This is a genomic window from Pararhizobium sp. IMCC21322 (assembly GCF_030758295.1).
Taxonomy (GTDB): Bacteria; Pseudomonadota; Alphaproteobacteria; order Rhizobiales.
In genome coordinates, this window is record NZ_CP132335.1 from 1,059,127 (window position 1) to 1,077,704 (window position 18,578).

17 protein-coding genes are annotated in these 18,578 nt (G+C 54.3%); 3 read left to right on the forward strand and 14 right to left on the reverse strand.

The window, feature by feature from the left end; all coding sequences use genetic code 11:
- Positions 1-118: 118 nt before the first annotated feature.
- From pheT to RAL91_RS05320, 13 genes are all read right to left on the reverse strand, one after another.
- On the reverse strand, positions 119-2,545 hold the full coding sequence (gene pheT, locus RAL91_RS05260) for a phenylalanine--tRNA ligase subunit beta (RefSeq protein ID WP_306260338.1): 2,427 nt from the start codon (positions 2,543-2,545) through the stop codon (positions 119-121).
- Between the two features lie 12 nt (positions 2,546-2,557).
- Positions 2,558-3,643, reverse strand: a complete 1,086-nt coding sequence (pheS, locus tag RAL91_RS05265) for a phenylalanine--tRNA ligase subunit alpha (protein ID WP_306260339.1) — start codon at positions 3,641-3,643, stop codon at positions 2,558-2,560.
- Between the two features lie 125 nt (positions 3,644-3,768).
- Positions 3,769-4,125 carry a 50S ribosomal protein L20 gene (gene rplT, locus RAL91_RS05270; RefSeq protein WP_306260340.1) on the reverse strand — a complete coding sequence of 119 codons (357 nt, stop codon included), beginning with the start codon at positions 4,123-4,125 and terminating at the stop codon, positions 3,769-3,771.
- Positions 4,126-4,150: 25 nt separating this feature from the next.
- On the reverse strand, positions 4,151-4,348 hold the full coding sequence (rpmI, locus tag RAL91_RS05275; protein ID WP_306260341.1) for a 50S ribosomal protein L35: 198 nt from the start codon (positions 4,346-4,348) through the stop codon (positions 4,151-4,153).
- A 227-nt stretch (positions 4,349-4,575) separates the two neighbouring features.
- Complete coding sequence (locus RAL91_RS05280; protein ID WP_306260342.1) at positions 4,576-5,796, reverse strand: phosphopentomutase; 1,221 nt, start codon at positions 5,794-5,796, stop codon at positions 4,576-4,578.
- Positions 5,796-7,142 carry a thymidine phosphorylase gene (gene deoA, locus RAL91_RS05285; protein ID WP_306260343.1) on the reverse strand — a complete coding sequence of 449 codons (1,347 nt, stop codon included), beginning with the start codon at positions 7,140-7,142 and terminating at the stop codon, positions 5,796-5,798. The genes RAL91_RS05280 and deoA overlap by 1 nt, the downstream gene beginning before the upstream one ends.
- The gene (gene deoC / locus RAL91_RS05290; protein WP_306260344.1) at positions 7,139-7,894 is read right to left on the reverse strand and encodes a deoxyribose-phosphate aldolase; all 756 of its coding nucleotides are present in this window, start codon (positions 7,892-7,894) and stop codon (positions 7,139-7,141) included. Before deoC ends, deoA begins: the two co-directional genes overlap by 4 nt.
- Positions 7,891-8,724 carry a purine-nucleoside phosphorylase gene (locus RAL91_RS05295; protein ID WP_306260345.1) on the reverse strand — a complete coding sequence of 278 codons (834 nt, stop codon included), beginning with the start codon at positions 8,722-8,724 and terminating at the stop codon, positions 7,891-7,893. Before RAL91_RS05295 ends, deoC begins: the two co-directional genes overlap by 4 nt.
- The gene (locus tag RAL91_RS05300) at positions 8,721-9,110 is read right to left on the reverse strand and encodes a cytidine deaminase (protein WP_306260346.1); all 390 of its coding nucleotides are present in this window, start codon (positions 9,108-9,110) and stop codon (positions 8,721-8,723) included. The genes RAL91_RS05295 and RAL91_RS05300 overlap by 4 nt, the downstream gene beginning before the upstream one ends.
- Before the next feature lie 3 nt (positions 9,111-9,113).
- On the reverse strand, positions 9,114-10,088 hold the full coding sequence (locus RAL91_RS05305; RefSeq protein ID WP_306260347.1) for an ABC transporter permease: 975 nt from the start codon (positions 10,086-10,088) through the stop codon (positions 9,114-9,116).
- Between the two features lie 9 nt (positions 10,089-10,097).
- Positions 10,098-11,195, reverse strand: a complete 1,098-nt coding sequence (locus tag RAL91_RS05310) for an ABC transporter permease (protein WP_306260348.1) — start codon at positions 11,193-11,195, stop codon at positions 10,098-10,100.
- On the reverse strand, positions 11,192-12,766 hold the full coding sequence (locus RAL91_RS05315; protein ID WP_306260349.1) for an ABC transporter ATP-binding protein: 1,575 nt from the start codon (positions 12,764-12,766) through the stop codon (positions 11,192-11,194). The genes RAL91_RS05310 and RAL91_RS05315 overlap by 4 nt, the downstream gene beginning before the upstream one ends.
- A 65-nt stretch (positions 12,767-12,831) precedes the next feature.
- Positions 12,832-13,830 carry a BMP family protein gene (locus RAL91_RS05320; protein ID WP_306260350.1) on the reverse strand — a complete coding sequence of 333 codons (999 nt, stop codon included), beginning with the start codon at positions 13,828-13,830 and terminating at the stop codon, positions 12,832-12,834.
- 245 nt (positions 13,831-14,075) lie between these two features.
- Here RAL91_RS05320 and RAL91_RS05325 point away from each other — a divergent pair, with 245 nt between their 5' ends.
- Positions 14,076-14,531, forward strand: coding sequence for a methylglyoxal synthase (locus tag RAL91_RS05325; RefSeq protein ID WP_306260351.1), 456 nt, complete (start codon positions 14,076-14,078; stop codon positions 14,529-14,531).
- 150 nt (positions 14,532-14,681) lie between these two features.
- Positions 14,682-15,713 carry a glucokinase gene (gene glk, locus RAL91_RS05330; protein ID WP_306260352.1) on the forward strand — a complete coding sequence of 344 codons (1,032 nt, stop codon included), beginning with the start codon at positions 14,682-14,684 and terminating at the stop codon, positions 15,711-15,713.
- A gap of 16 nt (positions 15,714-15,729) precedes the next feature.
- Here the strand turns inward: glk and RAL91_RS05335 are convergent, their stop codons facing one another.
- Positions 15,730-16,713, reverse strand: coding sequence for an SDR family NAD(P)-dependent oxidoreductase (locus tag RAL91_RS05335; protein WP_306260353.1), 984 nt, complete (start codon positions 16,711-16,713; stop codon positions 15,730-15,732).
- 210 nt (positions 16,714-16,923) lie between these two features.
- Between RAL91_RS05335 and RAL91_RS05340 the strand changes: the two genes are divergently transcribed.
- Positions 16,924-18,573, forward strand: a complete 1,650-nt coding sequence (locus RAL91_RS05340) for an alpha/beta-hydrolase family protein (protein WP_306260354.1) — start codon at positions 16,924-16,926, stop codon at positions 18,571-18,573.
- The last annotated feature ends 5 nt before the right edge of the window (positions 18,574-18,578 follow it).

The window sequence follows — 18,578 nt, forward strand, 5'->3', positions numbered from 1 at the left end:
GGTTTGGCGTGGCACTAAGCCAGCTAAATTAAACCCCACCCGTCATTCTCGGACTTGTTCCGAGAATCCACAGCTTTCAGCTTATCAACCGGCGCAAGCAAGCGCGTGCGGCAAAAAATTATCCGCGCAATTGCCCGCCGGTTGCCTTTTCCACTGATGCGACAATGGCAGAACTGACAGCAGAAATATCCTCGTCTGTCAGCGTCTTGTCACGCGGTTGCAGGGTCACCTCAATCGCTACCGATTTTTGACCAACTTCCATACGGTCGCCTTCATAGACGTCGAAAATCGAGACACTCTGGATCAGCTTCTTGTCTGCAGATTTCGCAGCTTTCAGCACTTTGTCAGCACTCACATCCGAGGCGATCACAAATGCAAAGTCCCGCGATACCGGCAACAATTCCGGAAGATCAAGCGCAGGCCTGGTCCGTGAGGTCTTGTTCCGGGGTTTCGGCAGGTTTTCAAGGATGATCTCAAAACCAACCACAGGTCCATCCACATCAAATTGCTTCAGGATGGCCGGGTGTATTTCACCAAAAGTTCCGAAAATCTGCTTGGGTCCCAGTTGAATGCGTCCGGAACGGCCCGGGTGGTACCAGGACGGCGCGTCTGCCACGACCTGCAGATTGGCAACCGGAACACCCAGTTCTGCCAGGACCCCAAAGGCATCTGCCTTGGCGTCAAATGCATCCACATTGCTCGCAGCCCCGCGCCAGTCTCGCCCTTCATGGGTAATCTGAACCGCGCCACGACGCACACCGGTTGCACCGGTTTTCTGGTCATCCGGCTGGTCTCCCGTGAAGATCTGGCCGACCTCAAACAGGGCAAGATCATTGATGCCGCGATCACCATTGCGCTGCAGAGCGCTTAAAAGGTTTGGCAACAGGCTGGGCCGCATATCCGACAGATCATTTGAAATCGGATTGGCCAGCGCCAGTTCGGGCTGACCGCCACCAAACGCTTCCGCCTGATCTTTGGGCAGGAATGACCACGTAACCGCTTCCATCATGCCGCGTGAGGCCAGTGCACGCCGTGCGCGCCGTTCCCGTGTCTGACGCACGGTCAGAATAGGGCCCTGCACATGGTCGCCCCGTTCAATCGGACGATGGGCAATTTCATTGACGCCCACAATGCGCATGACTTCTTCAACGATATCCGCCTTGCCATCCACATCCGGACGCCAGCTTGGCACGGAAACCTGAACGACATCACCACTGCCGGAGACGGGAAAGCCAAGGCTTTCCAGAATGCTGTTGGTACGATCCTGCGGCACATCCAGTCCGGTCAGGCGCTTGATGTCGGAATAGGGGAAATCCACCAGCTTTTGCGGCTCTGGTAAAGTACCAGAGACACTGACCTTGCTGGCAGCACCGCCACACAGCTTCAGCACCATATGCGTTGCCAATTCTAGACCGGGCAGCATCATCGCCGGGTCTACGCCCCGCTCAAAGCGGAAGCGCGCATCGGAGTGAACGCCAAGATCGCGACCCGTGCGGGCAATGTTCAGTGGTTCCCAAAGCGCAGACTCGATCAGCACATTGGTGGTGATTTCCGAACAGCCACTGTCTTCACCGCCCATGACACCGGCCAGTGATTCCAGACCATTGTCATCGGCAATCACACAGATATCCGAATTGACCTGATAGGTCTTGCCATCCAGCGCGACCATCTTCTCACCAGCCTTGCCGCGCCGCACCACCAGATTGCCCGATACCTTGTCAGCATCAAACACATGAAGCGGGCGACCACGATCAAATGTGATGTAGTTGGTAATGTCGACAAGCGCATTGATGGGCCGCAAGCCAATGGCTTTCAACCGCTGCTGCAGCCAAACAGGCGAGGAGCCATTTTCAATGCCGTTGATAAGACGCAGGCCGAAGGCCGGGCACAGGGATTCCGTATCACCGAAATCCAGCGTGACCGAGACCGGGCAATCGCCTTCTCCCTCGACTGCGGCAATGCTGCCATCCTTCAAAGTGCCAAGACCCGCAGCCGCCAGATCGCGTGCCACACCATAGACGCCCAGACAATCCGGGCGATTGGGTGTGACGGCAATCTCGATCATCGGATCGTCAAGCCCCGCATAGGCGGCAAAAGACGAGCCCACAGGCGCATTGTCCAGCACATCTTCGGACAGGTCGATAATGCCATCATGCTCTTCAGACACTTCCAGCTCTCGCTCAGAGCACATCATGCCGAAGCTTTCCACGCCGCGAATGCTGGAGGTGCCAAGGGTGACGTCAATGCCGGGCACATAGGTGCCAGGACCGGCAAAGGCACCGATCAGCCCAGCGCGGGCATTGGGGGCCCCACAGACAACTTGCACCGGCGTTCCCGACCCTGTGTCTACAGACAGCACGCGCAATTTATCTGCGTCCGGATGCTGTTCGGCAGTCAGGACTTTTGCAATGGTGAAGGGCTTGAATTTGGAGCGGTCATCGACCTCTTCCACTTCCAGTCCAACCATGGTCAGTGCCTCGACGATCTCATCGAGCGAAGCAGTGGTATCAAGATGGTCTTTCAACCAGGAGAGTGTGAATTTCATGTTCCTGTCTCCCTATACGCGGCTCAGCCCGCCGAACAATGTCGGCAGGTCAAGCGGGCGGAAGCCGTAATGTTCAATCCAGCGGGCATCCGCATCGAAGAAGGCGCGCAGATCGGGCATGCCATATTTCAGCATGGCAATGCGGTCGATCCCCATGCCCCAGGCAAAGCCCTGATATTCGTCGGGGTCCAGCCCACCGGATTTCAGGACATTGGGATGCAGCATGCCGCAGCCCAGAATTTCCAGCCAGTCATCGCCCTGTCCGATTTTCACATTGTCGCCAGAGCGGTCGCAGCGAATATCCACTTCCAGTGAGGGCTCGGTGAAGGGGAAGAAGCTGGGGCGGAAGCGCATGTCAACTTCGGGCACTTCAAAGAACGCCTTGCAGAATTCAGCAAGGACCCACTTCATGGTGCCAACGGTTGAGCTCTTGTCCACAACCAGACCTTCGATCTGGTGGAACATCGGCGTATGGGTCTGATCACTGTCGCAACGATAGGTGCGTCCGGGAATGACCACACGAATGGGCGGCTCTTCCGCCTTCATTGTGTGTATCTGCACCGGCGATGTATGTGTGCGCAGCAACAGCCGCTCGCCATCTTCCTTCGGATTGAAGAAGAAGGTGTCGTGCATTTCCCGTGCCGGATGGCCTTCCGGAAAATTCAGTGCGGTGAAATTGTAGTAGTCGGTTTCAATGTCCGGCCCTTCAGCAATGGCAAAACCCATATCAGCGAAGATGGCGGTAATTTCATCCACAACCTGGGACACAGGGTGGATGCGACCACGCTCAGCCGGGCCAGCGGCCACAGGCAGTGTCACATCGATGCGTTCGGTCGCAAGGCGCTGTTCCAGAGCTTCATTTTCCAGAATAGCTTTGCGGGCAGCAATCGCGTTCGCCGCTTCATTTTTCAGCGCATTCAGCGCCGGGCCCATGATCTTGCGCTCTTCGACATCCATTTTGCCGAGCGATTTCATGGCGTCGGAGATGGAGCCTTTTTTGCCAAGGCTGGCAACGCGCACCGCCTCAAGATTTGCTTCATCAGTCGCTGCCGCAATATCTGACAGTACGGATTGTTTTAATGTGTCCAGATCACTCATTGGAGATTCCAGTAGTTAAAATTTCAATTCAGACAATGGCGCATCAATATGACAAAACCCACGCTGGCGCCGCCAACGTGGGTTCATAATCTGACCCCAACCGGGCCGAAAGCAGCTACTTTGGTTCAGGCGAGCGCGGATTGCGCTTTATCGACCAGAACTTTGAAAGTAGCAGGCTCATGAATGGCAATGTCTGAAAGTACTTTGCGATCCACAGCAATCTCGGCCTTGTTGAGGCCATCGATAAATCGACCATAGGTCATGCCATGTTCACGTACGGCAGCATTGATCCGCTGGATCCACAAAGCGCGGAAATTACGCTTTCTGGTTTTACGGTCACGATAGGCGTATTGGCCTGCCTTCTCCACGGCCTGTTTGGCAACGCGGATGGTATTTTTGCGGCGGCCATAATAGCCTTTTGCAGCTTTGATAACTTTTTTGTGTCGGGCGTGGGACGTGACGCCCCGTTTAACTCGGGCCATTTTCGTATTCTCCGGTAAAGATCAATTAAGCGTATGGAAGGAACTTCTTCACGATACGTGCATCCTGAGGACACAGCACCGTGGTGCCCCGCGCCTGACGGATGAATTTCTTGCTGCGTTTAATCATGCCATGGCGTTTGCCGGCCTGCGCAACCTTGATCTTTCCACTCGAAGTGACCTTGAAGCGCTTTTTCGCACCCGATTTGGTCTTCATCTTGGGCATTTTGCTCTCCTTAATTTGTCTTGTAAGCCCGGACTGGTCTGTTGCGCGAAACGCAATTTGGCCAATCAATATGTGGGCTTGAGCATTTTTGAACGGACTCGGCATGCCCTGCCGGCCAGTCCAATGAAGCCGCAGCTTATAACGGGGTGTCGTAGGAAGGGCAAGGGGTGATTTGCAATTCTGTTGGTCTTGCAAAACCATTATCTGAACTTGCTGTCTTTGGGAGTCTACAGAAAATTCGATCCATGTTTACCCGGCCCAATACCAAGGTGCGCCGCAATGGTTTCCCCGATATCGGAAAAGCTTGGCCGCAGACCAATTTCCTTTGCGCCAATGCCCGGTCCGAAGGCCAGTATCGGGACCTGTTCCCGTGTGTGGTCGGTGCCAATCCATGTCGGGTCGCAGCCATGATCGGCAGTGATGATAGCCAGATCACCATCCTTCATCTGGTTGATAAAGCGCGGCAGCATGGCGTCAAAGGCCTCCAATGCCTCGGCATAACCTGGCACATCACGGCGGTGTCCGAACAACATGTCGAAATCGACAAAATTCACAAACACCAGATCACCATCACCGGCCAGTGTCTCGGCTTCCATCATGGCATCGAAAAGCGCGGGATTGCCGCTGGCCTTGATGGATTTGGTAATGCCCTTGGCGGCAAAAATGTCTGATATCTTGCCAACAGCAATGATTTGTCGCCCTGCCGCCTTCAGCCGATCCAGAACCGTATCCTGTGTTGGCTCAATTGCGTAGTCGTGTCGGTTGCCGGTGCGTTTGAAGTCTTTTGCACTCTCGCCGATAAATGGCCTTGCAATGACCCGGCCAATCATCATGTCGAAAGTCAGCTCACGCGCAATTTCACAAATTTCGTAAAGCCGCTCCAGACCGAAATGGGTTTCATGGGCTGCAATCTGCATCACCGAATCCGCCGATGTGTAGAAAATCGGTTTTCCGCTGGCGATGTGTTCTTCGCCCAATTCTTCAATGATGACGGTTCCGGACGCGTGCTTGTTGCCCAATATCCCGGGCAGGCCGGCTTTTTCAACAATTTGAGCAATCAGCTCATCTGGAAAGCAGGGTTCTGTTTCGGGAAAATAGCCCCAGTCAAATGGCACCGGCAATCCGGCGATTTCCCAATGGCCGGAGGGTGTGTCCTTGCCATTCGAAATCTCGCGGCCGACGCCCCAGGCGTTTTCTGACGCGCCAGAATAATCCAGCCCGGCAGGTCGCGCACCGTCAGAAAGCTCTGCTGCTGCACCCAATCCCAGCCTGTCCAGATTTGGCAGCGACAATGGGCCTTTGCGCAGTCCGGCGCGATCACCGCCGCCTGAGGCACATTCTTGCGCAATATGCCCAAGCGTGTTGGACCCTTCATCGCCAAAGATCGCTGCATCCGGCGCACCGCCAATACCAAAACTGTCCATGATCAATAAAAATGCGCGTGCCATCAGGAAGGCTCCGTGGTTTTGGCAAAATCATCGGGTGCAAGCCGGTGCAGGATCACAGGTTTTCGGGTTGCGCTCTCACCTGTTGCATAACAGGCCTGCAATTCCGCCGCCGCTGCATCTGCTCTGTCCTGTGTCGCGGCATGGACACGGCCAATCGGTGTCTCATTGTCGGCGGTATCACCTATGCTCGCCAGATCAGAGAAGCCGACCGAGTAATCCAGTTCATCTTCCGGCGTGGTCCGTCCTCCGCCAAGTCCGATGACAGCCAGGCCCACATTACGGGTCTGAATTTCATTGATGATCCCTTCATGCGCCGCAAACACATCCATAATCACCGGCGCGACCGGCAGATGCCTACTGGCATTGTCAATAAAGTCAGTTGGGCCACCCAGAGCGGCAACCATGCGGTCAAACTGCTCCGCAGCCTTTCCGCTTTCCCAAACTGTCTGCAGCGCCGTGCGGGCAGCATCAAGGCCGCTATACAGATTACCAAGAACCAGCATGTCTGCGCATAAAGACAGCACCACCTCTTCCATTCGGGGCATTGCGCGTGCACGGGTCAGGAAATCAACCGCATTTTGAACTTCAACCGCATTGCCAGCGGCATTTGCCAGGGGCTGGTTCATATCAGTGACCAGCGCAAGTGTCGGCATGCCTGCACCATTGGCCACAGAGCCAAGCGAGTTTGCCAGACCAAGGGCTTCTTCTTCGCTGGCCATGAAGGCCCCGTTGCCGCATTTCACATCCAGCACAAGGGCAGACAGGCCCGCAGCCAGCTTCTTTGACAGGATGGAAGCGGTAATCAGGGCTTCCGATTCCACGGTCCCTGTCACATCGCGAATGCCATAAATCGTCTTGTCTGCCGGCGCGAGGTTTTGCGTCTGGCCGATAATGGCGCAGCCAACCTCCAATACGGTTTTGTGGAACAGGGCATTGTCCGGGCTGGTCTGATAACCGGGAATGGCATCAAACTTGTCCAATGTGCCACCGGTATGGCCAAGGCCCCGGCCGGAAATCATCGGAACGAAGCCACCACAAGCGGCAATCAACGGTGCCAGCATCAGCGAAACATTATCGCCGACGCCGCCGGAAGAATGCTTGTCGAGTGCGGGACCTGGCAAATCCGACCAGTCCAGCACATCGCCGCTGTCGCGCATGGCCTCGGTCAGCGCAACGCGCTCAGCCATGCTCATATCATTAAAGAACACGGCCATGGCAAAGGCGGAAATCTGCTCAGCCTTCACACTTTTGTCGGCCAGCCCCCTGACCAGAAATTTGATTTCGTCCGGTTCGAGCGCTTTTCCGTCGCGCTTTTTGCGGATGAGTTCCTGTGGAAGATAGCTCAATAGCCTGCGCCTTTTGTTTCCTCGCGTCCCTCAATAGAAGCGATCATCGCATCCAGAACGCTGCTGGCACCAAGGCGGAACAGAGCCGGGTTTGGAGCAGCGTCACCCCTGATGCGTTTCGCCACGTCAAAATAAGCAATAGCATCGGATGATGTCTTAATTCCGCCAGCGGGTTTGAAGCCAATAGTTTTGTCCGTTTCAGCAATCGCTGTCAGGAGAATTTCAGCTGCATCCAAAGTGGCGTTGGTGGCAACTTTGCCGGTTGAGGTTTTCAGAAAATCGGCCCCGGCAGCCAAAGCTACATCGGCAGCTTTGCGAATGGTCTCCGCGTCCTGCAACTCACCTGTTTCCAGAATGACTTTCAGCAGCGTATCGCCGCAAATGCGTTTGATGCGTACAATCTGAGTTTCTGCAAATCCGGGCCGGCCTTCCGCCAGCGCCTTATAGGCCATGACGAGGTCAATCTCGTCAGCACCATCGGCGAGCGCCTGCCGGGTGGCAGCCTCCACGGCCACAGTGTCTTCACCGCCATCGGGGAAGTTCACCACGGTTACGACCTTGATGCCGGTGCCGCTGAGATGGTCTTTGGCTTCTGCCACAAAACGGGGGTAGATGCAGACAGCTGCAACATTGCCATGCGGCGTTTGTGCCTTGGCGCACAGCGCGGCAATGGCGGCTGAATCGCAATCATCATTTAGATTTGTCAGATCAAGACAGCCAATCAGGCCTTTTAGCAAATCGGTATCGCTCATGTTTTCGCAAGTTCCTCCAACACACCGGCAATCAGCTTTTTCAGCTTGTCTGCCGCTTTGGGTGCGTTCTCTTTGGTTTCGTCATGGGACAGTTCCTGACCGGTCATGCCGGCAGCAAGATTGGTGATAGCAGACACCGCCACCACACGCATATCGAAAAAACGGGCCAGAATGGCTTCTGGTACGGTGGACATACCAACCGCATCAGCGCCGACAATGCGGGCCATGTTGATTTCCGCAGGCGTCTCGAATGAAGGCCCGGAAAACCACATATAGACCCCGTGATGCAACGTAATGGCCTCGCGTTTGGCGATTTCGTCAAACAGGTCACGCAGGTTTTTGTCATAGGCTTCCGTCAGGCCCACAAAACGCCGGTCCGTTGGTTCTCGAAACAACGGGTTGGACCCGGAGAAATTAATGTGGTCGGTGATGAGCATTGCCGAACCGGGACCCATTTCCGGATGCAGCGATCCCGCCGAATTGGTCAGCACCAGAGTTTCACAACCCAGAGCTTTCATCAAAGCAATCGGGCGGCGCATGACCGAGGCATCTTCCTGTTCGTAAAAATGCGACCGACCGGAATAAAGCACCACCGGCAAGCCCGACAGATCGCCGGCGATCAGAGTGCCTGCATGGCCCGAAACGCCAGAGGCTGGAAATCCGGGCAGATCGGTGAACGGAATTTCGATCCTGTTTTCCACCATATCGGCCAGAGCGCCAAGGCCTGAACCCAGAACAAGCCCGGTAGAAAAACGGCGCCCGGTTGTCTGGCGCACCAGCCTTAACGCGTCTTCAGCCTCAGTGCTGGCAAGATCGAATGTACCACTCATACCCGGTCCAATTTGAAAGCGTTGGGTAACAGATCACCCAGCAATAATGTGTCGACAATGCCGCTGTCTGTGGCAACGTGTACCGGCACCTGCCTGGAACCAAACTCGTTCAGTCTTTGGCGGCATCCTCCGCAAGGCGTGCAAAACGCATCGCCGGTACCGATGACGCAAACTTCTGTAAGGCTTTGCTCTCCATCCATGATCATATGGGAAATGGCAGATGTTTCTGCGCACCAGCCTTCGGGATAAGAGGCATTTTCAATGTTGCAGCCGGCGTAGATCTTGCCGTTTTTTCCACGAATAGCCGCGCCTACCAAGAATTTTGAGGCAGGCGCATAGGCCATGGCGCGAGCTGCCAGCGCGGCTTCAAACAAATCCTGGGACATGGTTCATCGCTCCTTGACGTAAGGCACGCCTCCGGCTTTCGGCGGTATTGCTTTGCCGATAAATCCAGCCAGCAACACGACAGTCAGTACATAAGGCAAAGCCTGCATGACTTGACCTGGGACAATACCAATGCCTGGAAGCGAAATTTGTGGATACTGGATCGGAATCGCCTGCAACAGGCCAAACAACAGGCACGCCATCATAACCGGCACAGGTTTCCATTTGGCGAAAATCAGTGCGGCCAGTGCAATAAAGCCACGGCCTGCTGTCATGTCTTTCGTAAAGCCCGAGGCCTGTGCAATGGACAGATAAGCACCGGCAAATCCGCACAACACGCCACAGACAATCACCGCACGATAGCGCAGCCAAATCACCGATACGCCAGCGGTATCCACTGCCGCCGGATTTTCGCCAACGGCCCGCAAGCGCAGGCCAAATCGGGTGCGGAACAACACCCACCACGATAAGGGAACCATCAGAAACGCAACATAGACCAGAATATTGTGGCCGGAGATGATGCCTTCATACAGCGGACCAAGGAACGGCACATCTGCAAGTTGGTTGGCAAAGGGCAGCGTCAATTCGCCAAATCGGCCATCGGGGCTGAGTTGCGGGGTACGCCCGCCTTGCGAAAACCAGGCTTGCCCCAATAAAACTGTAAGGCCAAGCGCCACGAAATTGATCGCCACACCGGAGACAATCTGATTGCCGCGCTGGCTGATGGAGGCAAAGCCATGCACCAGCGCCAGGGCAACAGAGACCAGTATACCGGCCAGCAATCCCGCCAGTGCGGAATCCATGACAGCGGCTGCAGCCGCCGCGCCAAAAGCTGCGCCCAGCATTTTGCCTTCCAGACTGATGTCAAAAATACCGGATCGTTCCGAGAAAAGCCCGGCAAGAGCGGCAAATAACAAGGGCACGCTGAGCCGGATCATGGAGTCCAGCAACAAAGGCAGCTTGATGAGAAAGTCTTCCATTACAGCCCCCTATTCAGCCGGTACAAGCGCTGGTTCGCGCCGTGTAAACAGTCTTATCAGACTGGGCCGGAACATATGCTCCAGTGCGCCTGCAAACAGGATTACCAGTCCCTGAATGACCACGATCATATCCCGTGAAATGGCTGGCATGGCGAAGGCCAGTTCAGCGCCACCCTGATAGAGAATGCCGAACAGCAATGCTGCCAATACAATGCCCACCGGATGTGACCGGCCCATCAAAGCAACCGCAATGCCAACAAAACCATAGCCCGCAACGAAATTATCCTGAAGTTTCTGGGCCTGCCCCATCACCTCATTAAGCGCCATCATGCCCGCCAGAGCCCCGGAAATCATCATGGTCACCACAATGATTTTAGTGGGGGAAATGCCGGCGTAAACTGCGGCTGACTGGCTGAAGCCGAATGTGCGCATCTCGTAGCCCAGCCGTGTGCGCCAGATCAGAATATACACAAACACGCAGCAGGCCAGCGCCCAGAAGATGGAAATATTAGCCGGTGAAAAACCGAAGGCCGGAATGATATCCCGCAGATAGGGCAGGGTGCCGCCTGCAGCAAACCGTGCGGTCGCTGGCTCCATGGAGCCCGGAACCTTCAGCACATTCACCAGCAGATAAACCATCAGCGATGCGGCAATGAAATTGAACATGATGGTGGTAATGACAATGTGGCTGCCGCGTTTTGCCTGAAGCCAGGCCGGTATCAGCGCCCAGGCTGCCCCAAACAAGCCCGCGCCCATAATCGCAACCGGAAATGTCAGCCACCAGGGAAAAACCTCGCCCAGAGACAGGCAGACCAACGCGACCCCCAGGCCCGCAATATAGGCCTGACCTTCTCCGCCAATGTTGAAGAGGCCTGCATGAAAAGCCACGGCCACAGCAAGGCCTGTAAAGATGAAATTGGTGGTGTAGTAGAGCGTAAAACCAAAGCCTTCGCCGTAGCCAAGTGCGCCAAAAATCATTTCCTGTATGGCCAGTACCGGATTTTCTCCGATGAACAACACAACCAGTCCGGACACAAGAAAAGCGGCGGTGACATTGAGCAGGGGGATCAGCCCCATATCCACCCAGCGCGGTAATTCGTTTTTCATTCTGCGGCCTCCGCCCGTTCAATGCCAGCCATCAGCATGCCGATTTCACCTTCCGGTGTGTCAGGTGAGCACTCGCCGACAACACGGCCTGCAAACATCACCAGAACACGGTCAGCCAGGGATCGAATTTCATCGAGTTCCACAGAGACCAGCAGGATTGCTTTTCCCGCATCTCGCATTTCGACAATACGTCTGTGAATGAATTCAATGGCGCCAATATCCACACCACGTGTCGGTTGGCCAATGATCAGCACATCGGGGTTCTGCTCCATTTCACGGGCCAGAACGATTTTCTGCTGATTGCCACCGGAAAAATTACCAGTCTTCAATCTCGGATTGGGTGGACGAATATCGTATTTTTCGATCTTGTCTGCGGCATCCTTGCGCATGGCACCAATATCCAGGAACGGGCCTTTCACAAAAGGTTCGCGCACCTGATAGCCCAATATGGCGTTTTCGTTTTCCTCAAATGGCAGCACCAGGCCCATATGGTGCCGGTCTTCGGGCACATGCGCCATGCCTTTTTCGCGCAACAGTGCCGGATCAGCATCGCCTGTGACATCGATTGGCGCACCTTTCAGCAAAACCCGTCCGCTCAAGGCCGGGTAAATGCCCGATATGGCTTCCAGCAATTCAGATTGCCCATTACCTGCAACCCCGGCAATGCCAACAATTTCGCCTGCACGCACATTCAGCGACACATGGTCCACCATAATCACACCGCGCTCATCGCGAACCGTCAGATCCTCAACTTCAAGCAACAATTCACCCGGTGTTGCAGGTGTCTTTTCAACATTCAACAGCACACTGCGACCAACCATCAACTCGGCAAGTTCTGCCAGGCTTGTCTCTGCGGTTGTGACGGTGGCCACCATTTCGCCGCGGCGCATAACAGACACCATATCGGTAATCGCCATGATTTCGCGCAATTTGTGGGTAATCAGAATGATGGTTTTGCCCTGAGCCTTCAATTGCTCAAGAATGCGAAACAGGTGATCAGCCTCTGCCGGGGTCAGCACGCCAGTGGGCTCGTCAAGAATAAGAATGTCAGCGCCGCGATAAAGCGCTTTCAGAATTTCAACCCGCTGCTGCAGGCCAACGGGCAGGTCTTCAATCATGGCATTCGGATCAACATCAAGCTGATACTCTTCCTCCAGATGCTTCAGATCCTTGCGCGCTTTGGCAAGAGCACCGGCAAGCACAGCACCGCCTTCGGCACCCAGGACGATGTTTTCCAGAACTGAAAAATTTTCCACCAGCATGAAATGCTGATGCACCATGCCTATGCCGGCAGAAATCGCTGCCTGACTGTCTTTGATGGTAATGGGTTGACCCTTGATCCGTATCTCGCCGGAATCGGCCTGATAAAACCCGTAGATAATCGACATTAAAGTGGATTTGCCAGCACCATTCTCACCAATTATGCCGTGAATGGACCCTTGCCCGACTGACAGGTTGATGTCCTTGTTGGCATGAACGGGACCGAAACGTTTATTGATACCGATCAGTTCGATTGCACGCGGTGATGTGTGTTGTGAGGCGGTTGCAGCGCTGCTTTGGGTCTCAGACATGAAGCCTCAATCATTTGCAGATGAACAAAACCCCCGCGCTGGGCGCGGGGGGTAATGATATGTGTTTACATGACAGGGCAGGAGTCGCTGGACATGTAATCATGTACGGCAATATCGCCGGCGATGATGGCAGCTTTGGCTTTTTCAACGGCTGCTTTCATCTCGTCTGTTACAAGATCGGCATTGTTCTCGTCCAAAGACCAGCCAACACCGTCTGCTTCCAGACCCAGAGCATTGAATCCGGTTTCAAACTTGCCTGCCTGTGCGTCACGAAACGCGTTGTAAACAGCCACATCAACACGTTTCACCATGGATGTCAGAACGCTGCCCGGGTGCAGGTAATTCTGGTTGCTGTCCACGCCGATCGAGAATTTACCTTCGTCAGCCGCTTGCTGCAGCACACCAACACCGGTGCCGCCAGCAGCTGCATAAACCACGTCTGCGCCAGCATCGATCTGCGCTTTGGTGATTTCGCCACCCTTCACCGGGTCATTCCAGGCTGATGGTGTTTCGCCAGTCATGTTCTGAATGACATTTGCTTCGGCATTGGCAGCCTTTACGCCCTGAACATAACCGCAGGCGAATTTACGGATGAGTGGAATATCCATTCCACCAACAAAACCCACAGTGCCTGTTTCAGATTTCATGCCAGCCAGCAAACCGACCAGATAAGATCCTTCATGCTCGTTGAAAACGACAGAACGAACATTCGGCTTGTCAACGACCATATCGATGATAGCGAAATTCAGGTCCGGAAATTCTGCAGACACTTTGTCCATTGCTTCGGCCTGGGCAAATCCCATGACGACGATCGGGTTATATCCGCGACGGGCGAAGTTGCGAAGCGCCTGTTCGCGTTGTGAGGCGTTTGTAATTTCAAACTCGCCATATTCAACGCCAGTGTCTTCTTTGAATTTTTCAGCTCCTTGAAAGGCAGCTTCGTTGAACGATTTATCGAACTTGCCGCCCATGTCGAAGATGACAGCAGGTTTGAACTCTGCCGCGAAGGCAGACGACGCCATCATGGCGGCGGCAGCAACGGCCGCAAAAAGTTTAAGTTTCATAATTATACCGCTCTTGTTTTGGCTGTCGGTCCAAAGGATGCACTATTTGATACATCTCAAGGGGCTGCCAGCGCTTGGTTTCTCCACTAAAAACGCGATCAGCTTTGCACGGCTTTCAAAAATTTGCATCGCTTTTTTTAAGAAGCCATGGTCATTTGGGGAAAACAAACTGGCTGTTGGCGGTCTGCTGCGGCCACCTGTCGGGACGTTGTAAAAGACAGGTAATGGAGATGTGGGGAAGAACGATGGAAACTGCGGCTCCAAAAAAATCGGGCAGGGCGAGGTTGGCCCTGATAGCCCATGATGAGAAGAAAACAGCGTTGGTGGAATTTGCCATGCGCCATCGCGCAGCGTTGCAGAATTTCGATATTGTCGCCACAGGCACAACAGGCGGGCGACTGAAGACTGCCTGTCCGAATTTGTCGATCACTCTTATGCGCAGTGGCCCACTGGGCGGTGATCAGCAAATTGGCGCGATGATTGCTGAGGGAACCATCAACGGGCTGATTTTCTTCATCGATCCACTGACACCAATGCCCCATGACGTGGATGTAAAGGCATTGATGCGCCTCGCTGTCGTTTACGATATTGCTACAGCTCTCAATGAAGCAACGGCGGAATTGATGATCGTCGACCCGGCACGCCTGTCTGATCCCCTGCCAATTGATCGGCGGGAGCGCGAACCGAAAGTAACACAATAGCGTGGGGCCGCATTCCGGTCGTTGCCTTGCCAATGATGGGCATCCCTCAAAATCACCTTGCCCGCCAGAGCGCCTTGTAGTTGACGGTTCCGCTGCTTTTTGTTTTGTGGTGTGTTCATTTGTAATTGAAATCGGAAGCGTTCCAGAAACATGACCCAGTCCGTTCAAAGTCACGAAAACCTTCCCTATCCGGTGCTGGTTGCAGATATTGGTGGAACCAATGCCCGTTTCGGTGTTCTGACAGACGCCCATGCTGAATTGAAAGAATTCGACACGGCTAAAACGGCAGATTTCGAAGGGCTTGAAGACGCCGCCGATGCAATGGTGCTGTCCCGCACTGCCATTACGCCGCGGTCTGCTGTTCTTGCCATTGCTGGCCCGATTGATGGTGAAGAGGTGCCTCTGACCAATTGCGACTGGGTTATTCGTCCCAATGCACTGATGCAGGCATTGCGACTGGATGAAGTTGTTCTGGTCAATGATTTTGAAGCGCAGTCATTGGCACTTCCGTCCCTGAAGGACAGTGATCTCCAGCTTATTGGTGATGTTGAAATGGCAGAGGCCGGAACCAAGGTCGTGGTCGGGCCGGGTACCGGGCTGGGCGCTGCCGGCATGGTGCATACCGGCGCCCTATGGGTGCCTGTTCCCGGTGAAGGTGGCCACATTGATCTGGGGCCGGTCACCGATGAGGAATTTAATCTGTGGCCTCATTTTGAAAAGGAACATGGGCGCATTTCCGGTGAAGCCCTTTTATGCGGTCGCGGCCTTGTGCGGCTTTATAATGGTGTCGCCAGTTGGCGCGATAAGCCTGCTGAATTGAGCGATCCCAGCGCCATCACATCAGCAGCTCTTGCCGGATCAGATGAAATTGCCGAGGAATCGCTGAACTTTTTTTGTCGTCTATTGGGGCGCGTTGCCGGAAATCTCGCCATCGCCTTCATGGCAAAAGGCGGTGTCTATCTGGCCGGTGGCATTTCGCAAAAGATTGCCGGATTTCTGGCAAAGTCCGAATTTCGCGCAGCCTTTATCGCCAAAGCGCCTCATGAAGCATTGATGAACACCATGGCAACGGCCGTTATCATTCACGAAAAGCCTGCGCTGCTGGGATTGGCTGCTTTTGCCCGGACACCTCAACTCTTCGGGGTGGATTTGAACGGACGACGATTCTACGCGGCAGAGTAACGCTTCAGTCCAGACCCTAATATCGCACAGCGTTGGTGTCTTTGAACCAGCGCACGAATTTAGCAATACCCAAATCCAGACTGGTTGTGGGGGCGAAGCCGTAATCATCCGATATGCGCGTAATATCCGCATATGTTGCGTGCACATCACCCGGCTGCATGGGCAGCATATCCTTGACCGCCTGCTGGCCAAGCTCACGCTCAAGACATTCGATCAGATGCATCAGCTCTTCCGGCTGATTATTGCCAATATTGTAGAGCCGGTGGCCTGCATCTGAAGACACTTTTGGCACATCGTCGGCGGTCGCCAGAACGCCCGCAACAATGTCGTCAATATAGGTAAAGTCCCGCTGCATTTTGCCGTGGTTGAAAACCGGGATCGGGCGGTTTTCCATAATCGCCTTGGCAAATTTCCAAAGCGCCATATCGGGCCGACCCCATGGGCCATAAACTGTAAAGAACCTGAGCCCCACCAGCGGCAATTCATAAAGATGGCTGTAGGAAATGCTCATCAATTCGTCAGCCCGTTTGGTGGCTGCATAAAGAGACACTGGCTTTTCAACCGGGTCATCTTCCGAAAAAGGCAGTTTCGTGTTGCCGCCATAAACGGAACTGGAAGAGGCATAGACCATGCGCTCCAGCGTGTCGGTATGACGTGCCAGCTCAAGCATATTCAAATGCCCGGTCAGATTGGTCGCCGCATAAGGTTCCGGGTGATCAATCGAATATCGCACGCCAGCCTGGGCTGCCAGGTGCACAATTTTTGTGATGTTTTCGCCAGCGACCGCTGAGCGGATTGCTGCCGCGTCGGCAATATCGCAATCAACAAACTGAAATGAATTATGGTGTGGCTTCAGCGCCTCAAGGCGCGCCTTCTTGAGCGCAACCGCGTAATAATCATTGAGGTTGTCAAAGCCAATAACCCGCTCACCCCGCTGCAGCAATTGCCGCGCTACGTGAAAGCCGATAAAGCCGGCAACGCCGGTCACAAGATATGTCATAACAGCTTGGTTTTTCCGCTTAGATTACATGGGAGCGGCCTATACTATTGCACGTTCACCGGCAAGCATCAGGCTTTTGAACAATGGGTCAGAACATGGGGATTGTCGGTTAAGATCGCCGTTGCGGTAATGCAAATTGCTGGCATATGTGTCAGCAACGGTCATATCGGCTTTGAAATAGAAGTGTGTTGCAGCTAAGGGAGACAAGAAATGGGCAAAAAACTCCTGCAGTCTTTTTCGGTTCTGGGCACATTATTCGGATTGTTGTTTCTGTGTGGCTCTTTAACTCCGTCACTGCTGCCGCGTGTACCGGCGGTTCAGGGCGTTCTGAGTGGCGTTGCTCTTGCTGTGGGATATGGGGTTGGCAAAGGCGTTTACTTCGGTTGGTGGCTGTTGGAATTCAAGGAAATTTCCGGCCCGTTTAAGCGAATTTCAATCTGGATTTCGACAATCGCTTTGGGCTTGCTGACAGTTTTTACCTTTAGTCGAAGCGTTGTTTGGCAGAATTCAGTCCGTCAAAAAATGGAAATGCCCGACGTCGAAAGCGCCTATGTCTGGATGGTGGCCGGCATTGCGCTGGCTGTAGCTTTGTTGTTGATCCTGATCGTGCGCGGAATTCTGCGTCTGGTGAAATTGGCCATTGCGTTGCTGATGCGCCTGGTGCCGCGCCGCACAGCCATTGGCCTTGGATCAATCATTGCCGTGTTACTTGTTTTCTCGCTGGTGAACAGTTTTGTTGTCCAGCGCGCCTTGCTGGCCGCGGACACACTGTTTGCCACCCTGGACGGTGTTGTCAGCGACGGTGTCGAGGCACCCACACATGGTTTTGCCTCAGGCGGTCCCAATTCACTTGTCGATTGGGAGGACATTGGGACCAACGGCAAAGACTTTCTGGTTGACGGACCGGGTCAGGCCGAAATTGCCGCATTTACAGGCCGTGAGGCATGGGAACCCATCCGTGTTTATGCGGGCTACAGTTCAGGGGACAATTCTGAAGAACGCGCGGCAATTGCCTTGCAGGATCTAATTAAAATGGGCGGTTTTGATCGTTCCGTGCTGATTGTCGCCACACCAACCGGCACCGGTTGGCTTGATCCGGCTGCGATCCGGCCAATCGCTTATCTGCATGGTGGCGATTTGGCCATTGTATCAACTCAATACACCTATGTCCCCAGTTGGCTGTCCATCATGGTCGAGCCCGATAGATCGCGCCTCGCGGCGCGTGCACTTTTCAATGAGGTTTTTACCTATTGGACCGCTCTTCCTGAAGACAACCGACCAAAACTCTACCTCTTCGGCCTCAGCCTTGGGGCACTGGGATCGGAGGCTGCTGCTGATTTAATGACTTTGTTTTCAGACCCGATTGATGGTGCGTTGTGGAGCGGCCCGCCTTTTGCCAGCACAATCTGGCCCCAACTTGTTGCTGGCAGAAACGAGAACAGCCCGGCGCAACTGCCCGAGTTCAGAGATGGCAGTCTGGTCCGCTTCATGAATCAGGACAAAATCGCCACACCGGCTGGTGCAAGCTGGGGCCCGATGCGCCTGTTGTATTTGCAGTATGCCAGCGATCCAATGGTGTTTTTCTCAACCGACCTTGCGCTGCAACGCCCGGACTGGCTGGGAGAAGACCGCGGTGCTGATCTGTCGGAATATTTCAACTGGTATCCGCTGGTGACATTTCTGCAGGTCGGGTTTGATGTGCCAATGGCAACCTCGACACCTTCGGGATATGGTCATACCTATGACGCGCTTGACTACATTAAAGGGTGGATCGAAGTCACTCAGCCAAAAAACTGGACGCAAGCTGATACGGAACGGTTGAACGCGCTGTTCACGGACTTTTCCGCTTCACCAATTTAAAGCGG

Coding starts and splice junctions, on each gene's coding strand:
- pheT (WP_306260338.1), bottom strand. CDS start 2,545: ATGAAATTCACACTCTCCTGGTTGAAAGACCATCTTGATACCACTGCT.
- RAL91_RS05305 (WP_306260347.1), bottom strand. CDS start 10,088: ATGGAAGACTTTCTCATCAAGCTGCCTTTGTTGCTGGACTCCATGATC.
- RAL91_RS05295 (WP_306260345.1), bottom strand. CDS start 8,724: ATGAGTGGTACATTCGATCTTGCCAGCACTGAGGCTGAAGACGCGTTA.
- rplT (WP_306260340.1), bottom strand. CDS start 4,125: ATGGCCCGAGTTAAACGGGGCGTCACGTCCCACGCCCGACACAAAAAA.
- glk (WP_306260352.1), top strand. CDS start 14,682: ATGACCCAGTCCGTTCAAAGTCACGAAAACCTTCCCTATCCGGTGCTG.
- RAL91_RS05335 (WP_306260353.1), bottom strand. CDS start 16,713: ATGACATATCTTGTGACCGGCGTTGCCGGCTTTATCGGCTTTCACGTA.
- deoC (WP_306260344.1), bottom strand. CDS start 7,894: ATGAGCGATACCGATTTGCTAAAAGGCCTGATTGGCTGTCTTGATCTG.
- RAL91_RS05315 (WP_306260349.1), bottom strand. CDS start 12,766: ATGTCTGAGACCCAAAGCAGCGCTGCAACCGCCTCACAACACACATCA.
- RAL91_RS05320 (WP_306260350.1), bottom strand. CDS start 13,830: ATGAAACTTAAACTTTTTGCGGCCGTTGCTGCCGCCGCCATGATGGCG.
- RAL91_RS05280 (WP_306260342.1), bottom strand. CDS start 5,796: ATGGCACGCGCATTTTTATTGATCATGGACAGTTTTGGTATTGGCGGT.
- RAL91_RS05325 (WP_306260351.1), top strand. CDS start 14,076: ATGGAAACTGCGGCTCCAAAAAAATCGGGCAGGGCGAGGTTGGCCCTG.
- RAL91_RS05340 (WP_306260354.1), top strand. CDS start 16,924: ATGGGCAAAAAACTCCTGCAGTCTTTTTCGGTTCTGGGCACATTATTC.
- pheS (WP_306260339.1), bottom strand. CDS start 3,643: ATGAGTGATCTGGACACATTAAAACAATCCGTACTGTCAGATATTGCG.
- rpmI (WP_306260341.1), bottom strand. CDS start 4,348: ATGCCCAAGATGAAGACCAAATCGGGTGCGAAAAAGCGCTTCAAGGTC.
- RAL91_RS05310 (WP_306260348.1), bottom strand. CDS start 11,195: ATGAAAAACGAATTACCGCGCTGGGTGGATATGGGGCTGATCCCCCTG.
- RAL91_RS05300 (WP_306260346.1), bottom strand. CDS start 9,110: ATGTCCCAGGATTTGTTTGAAGCCGCGCTGGCAGCTCGCGCCATGGCC.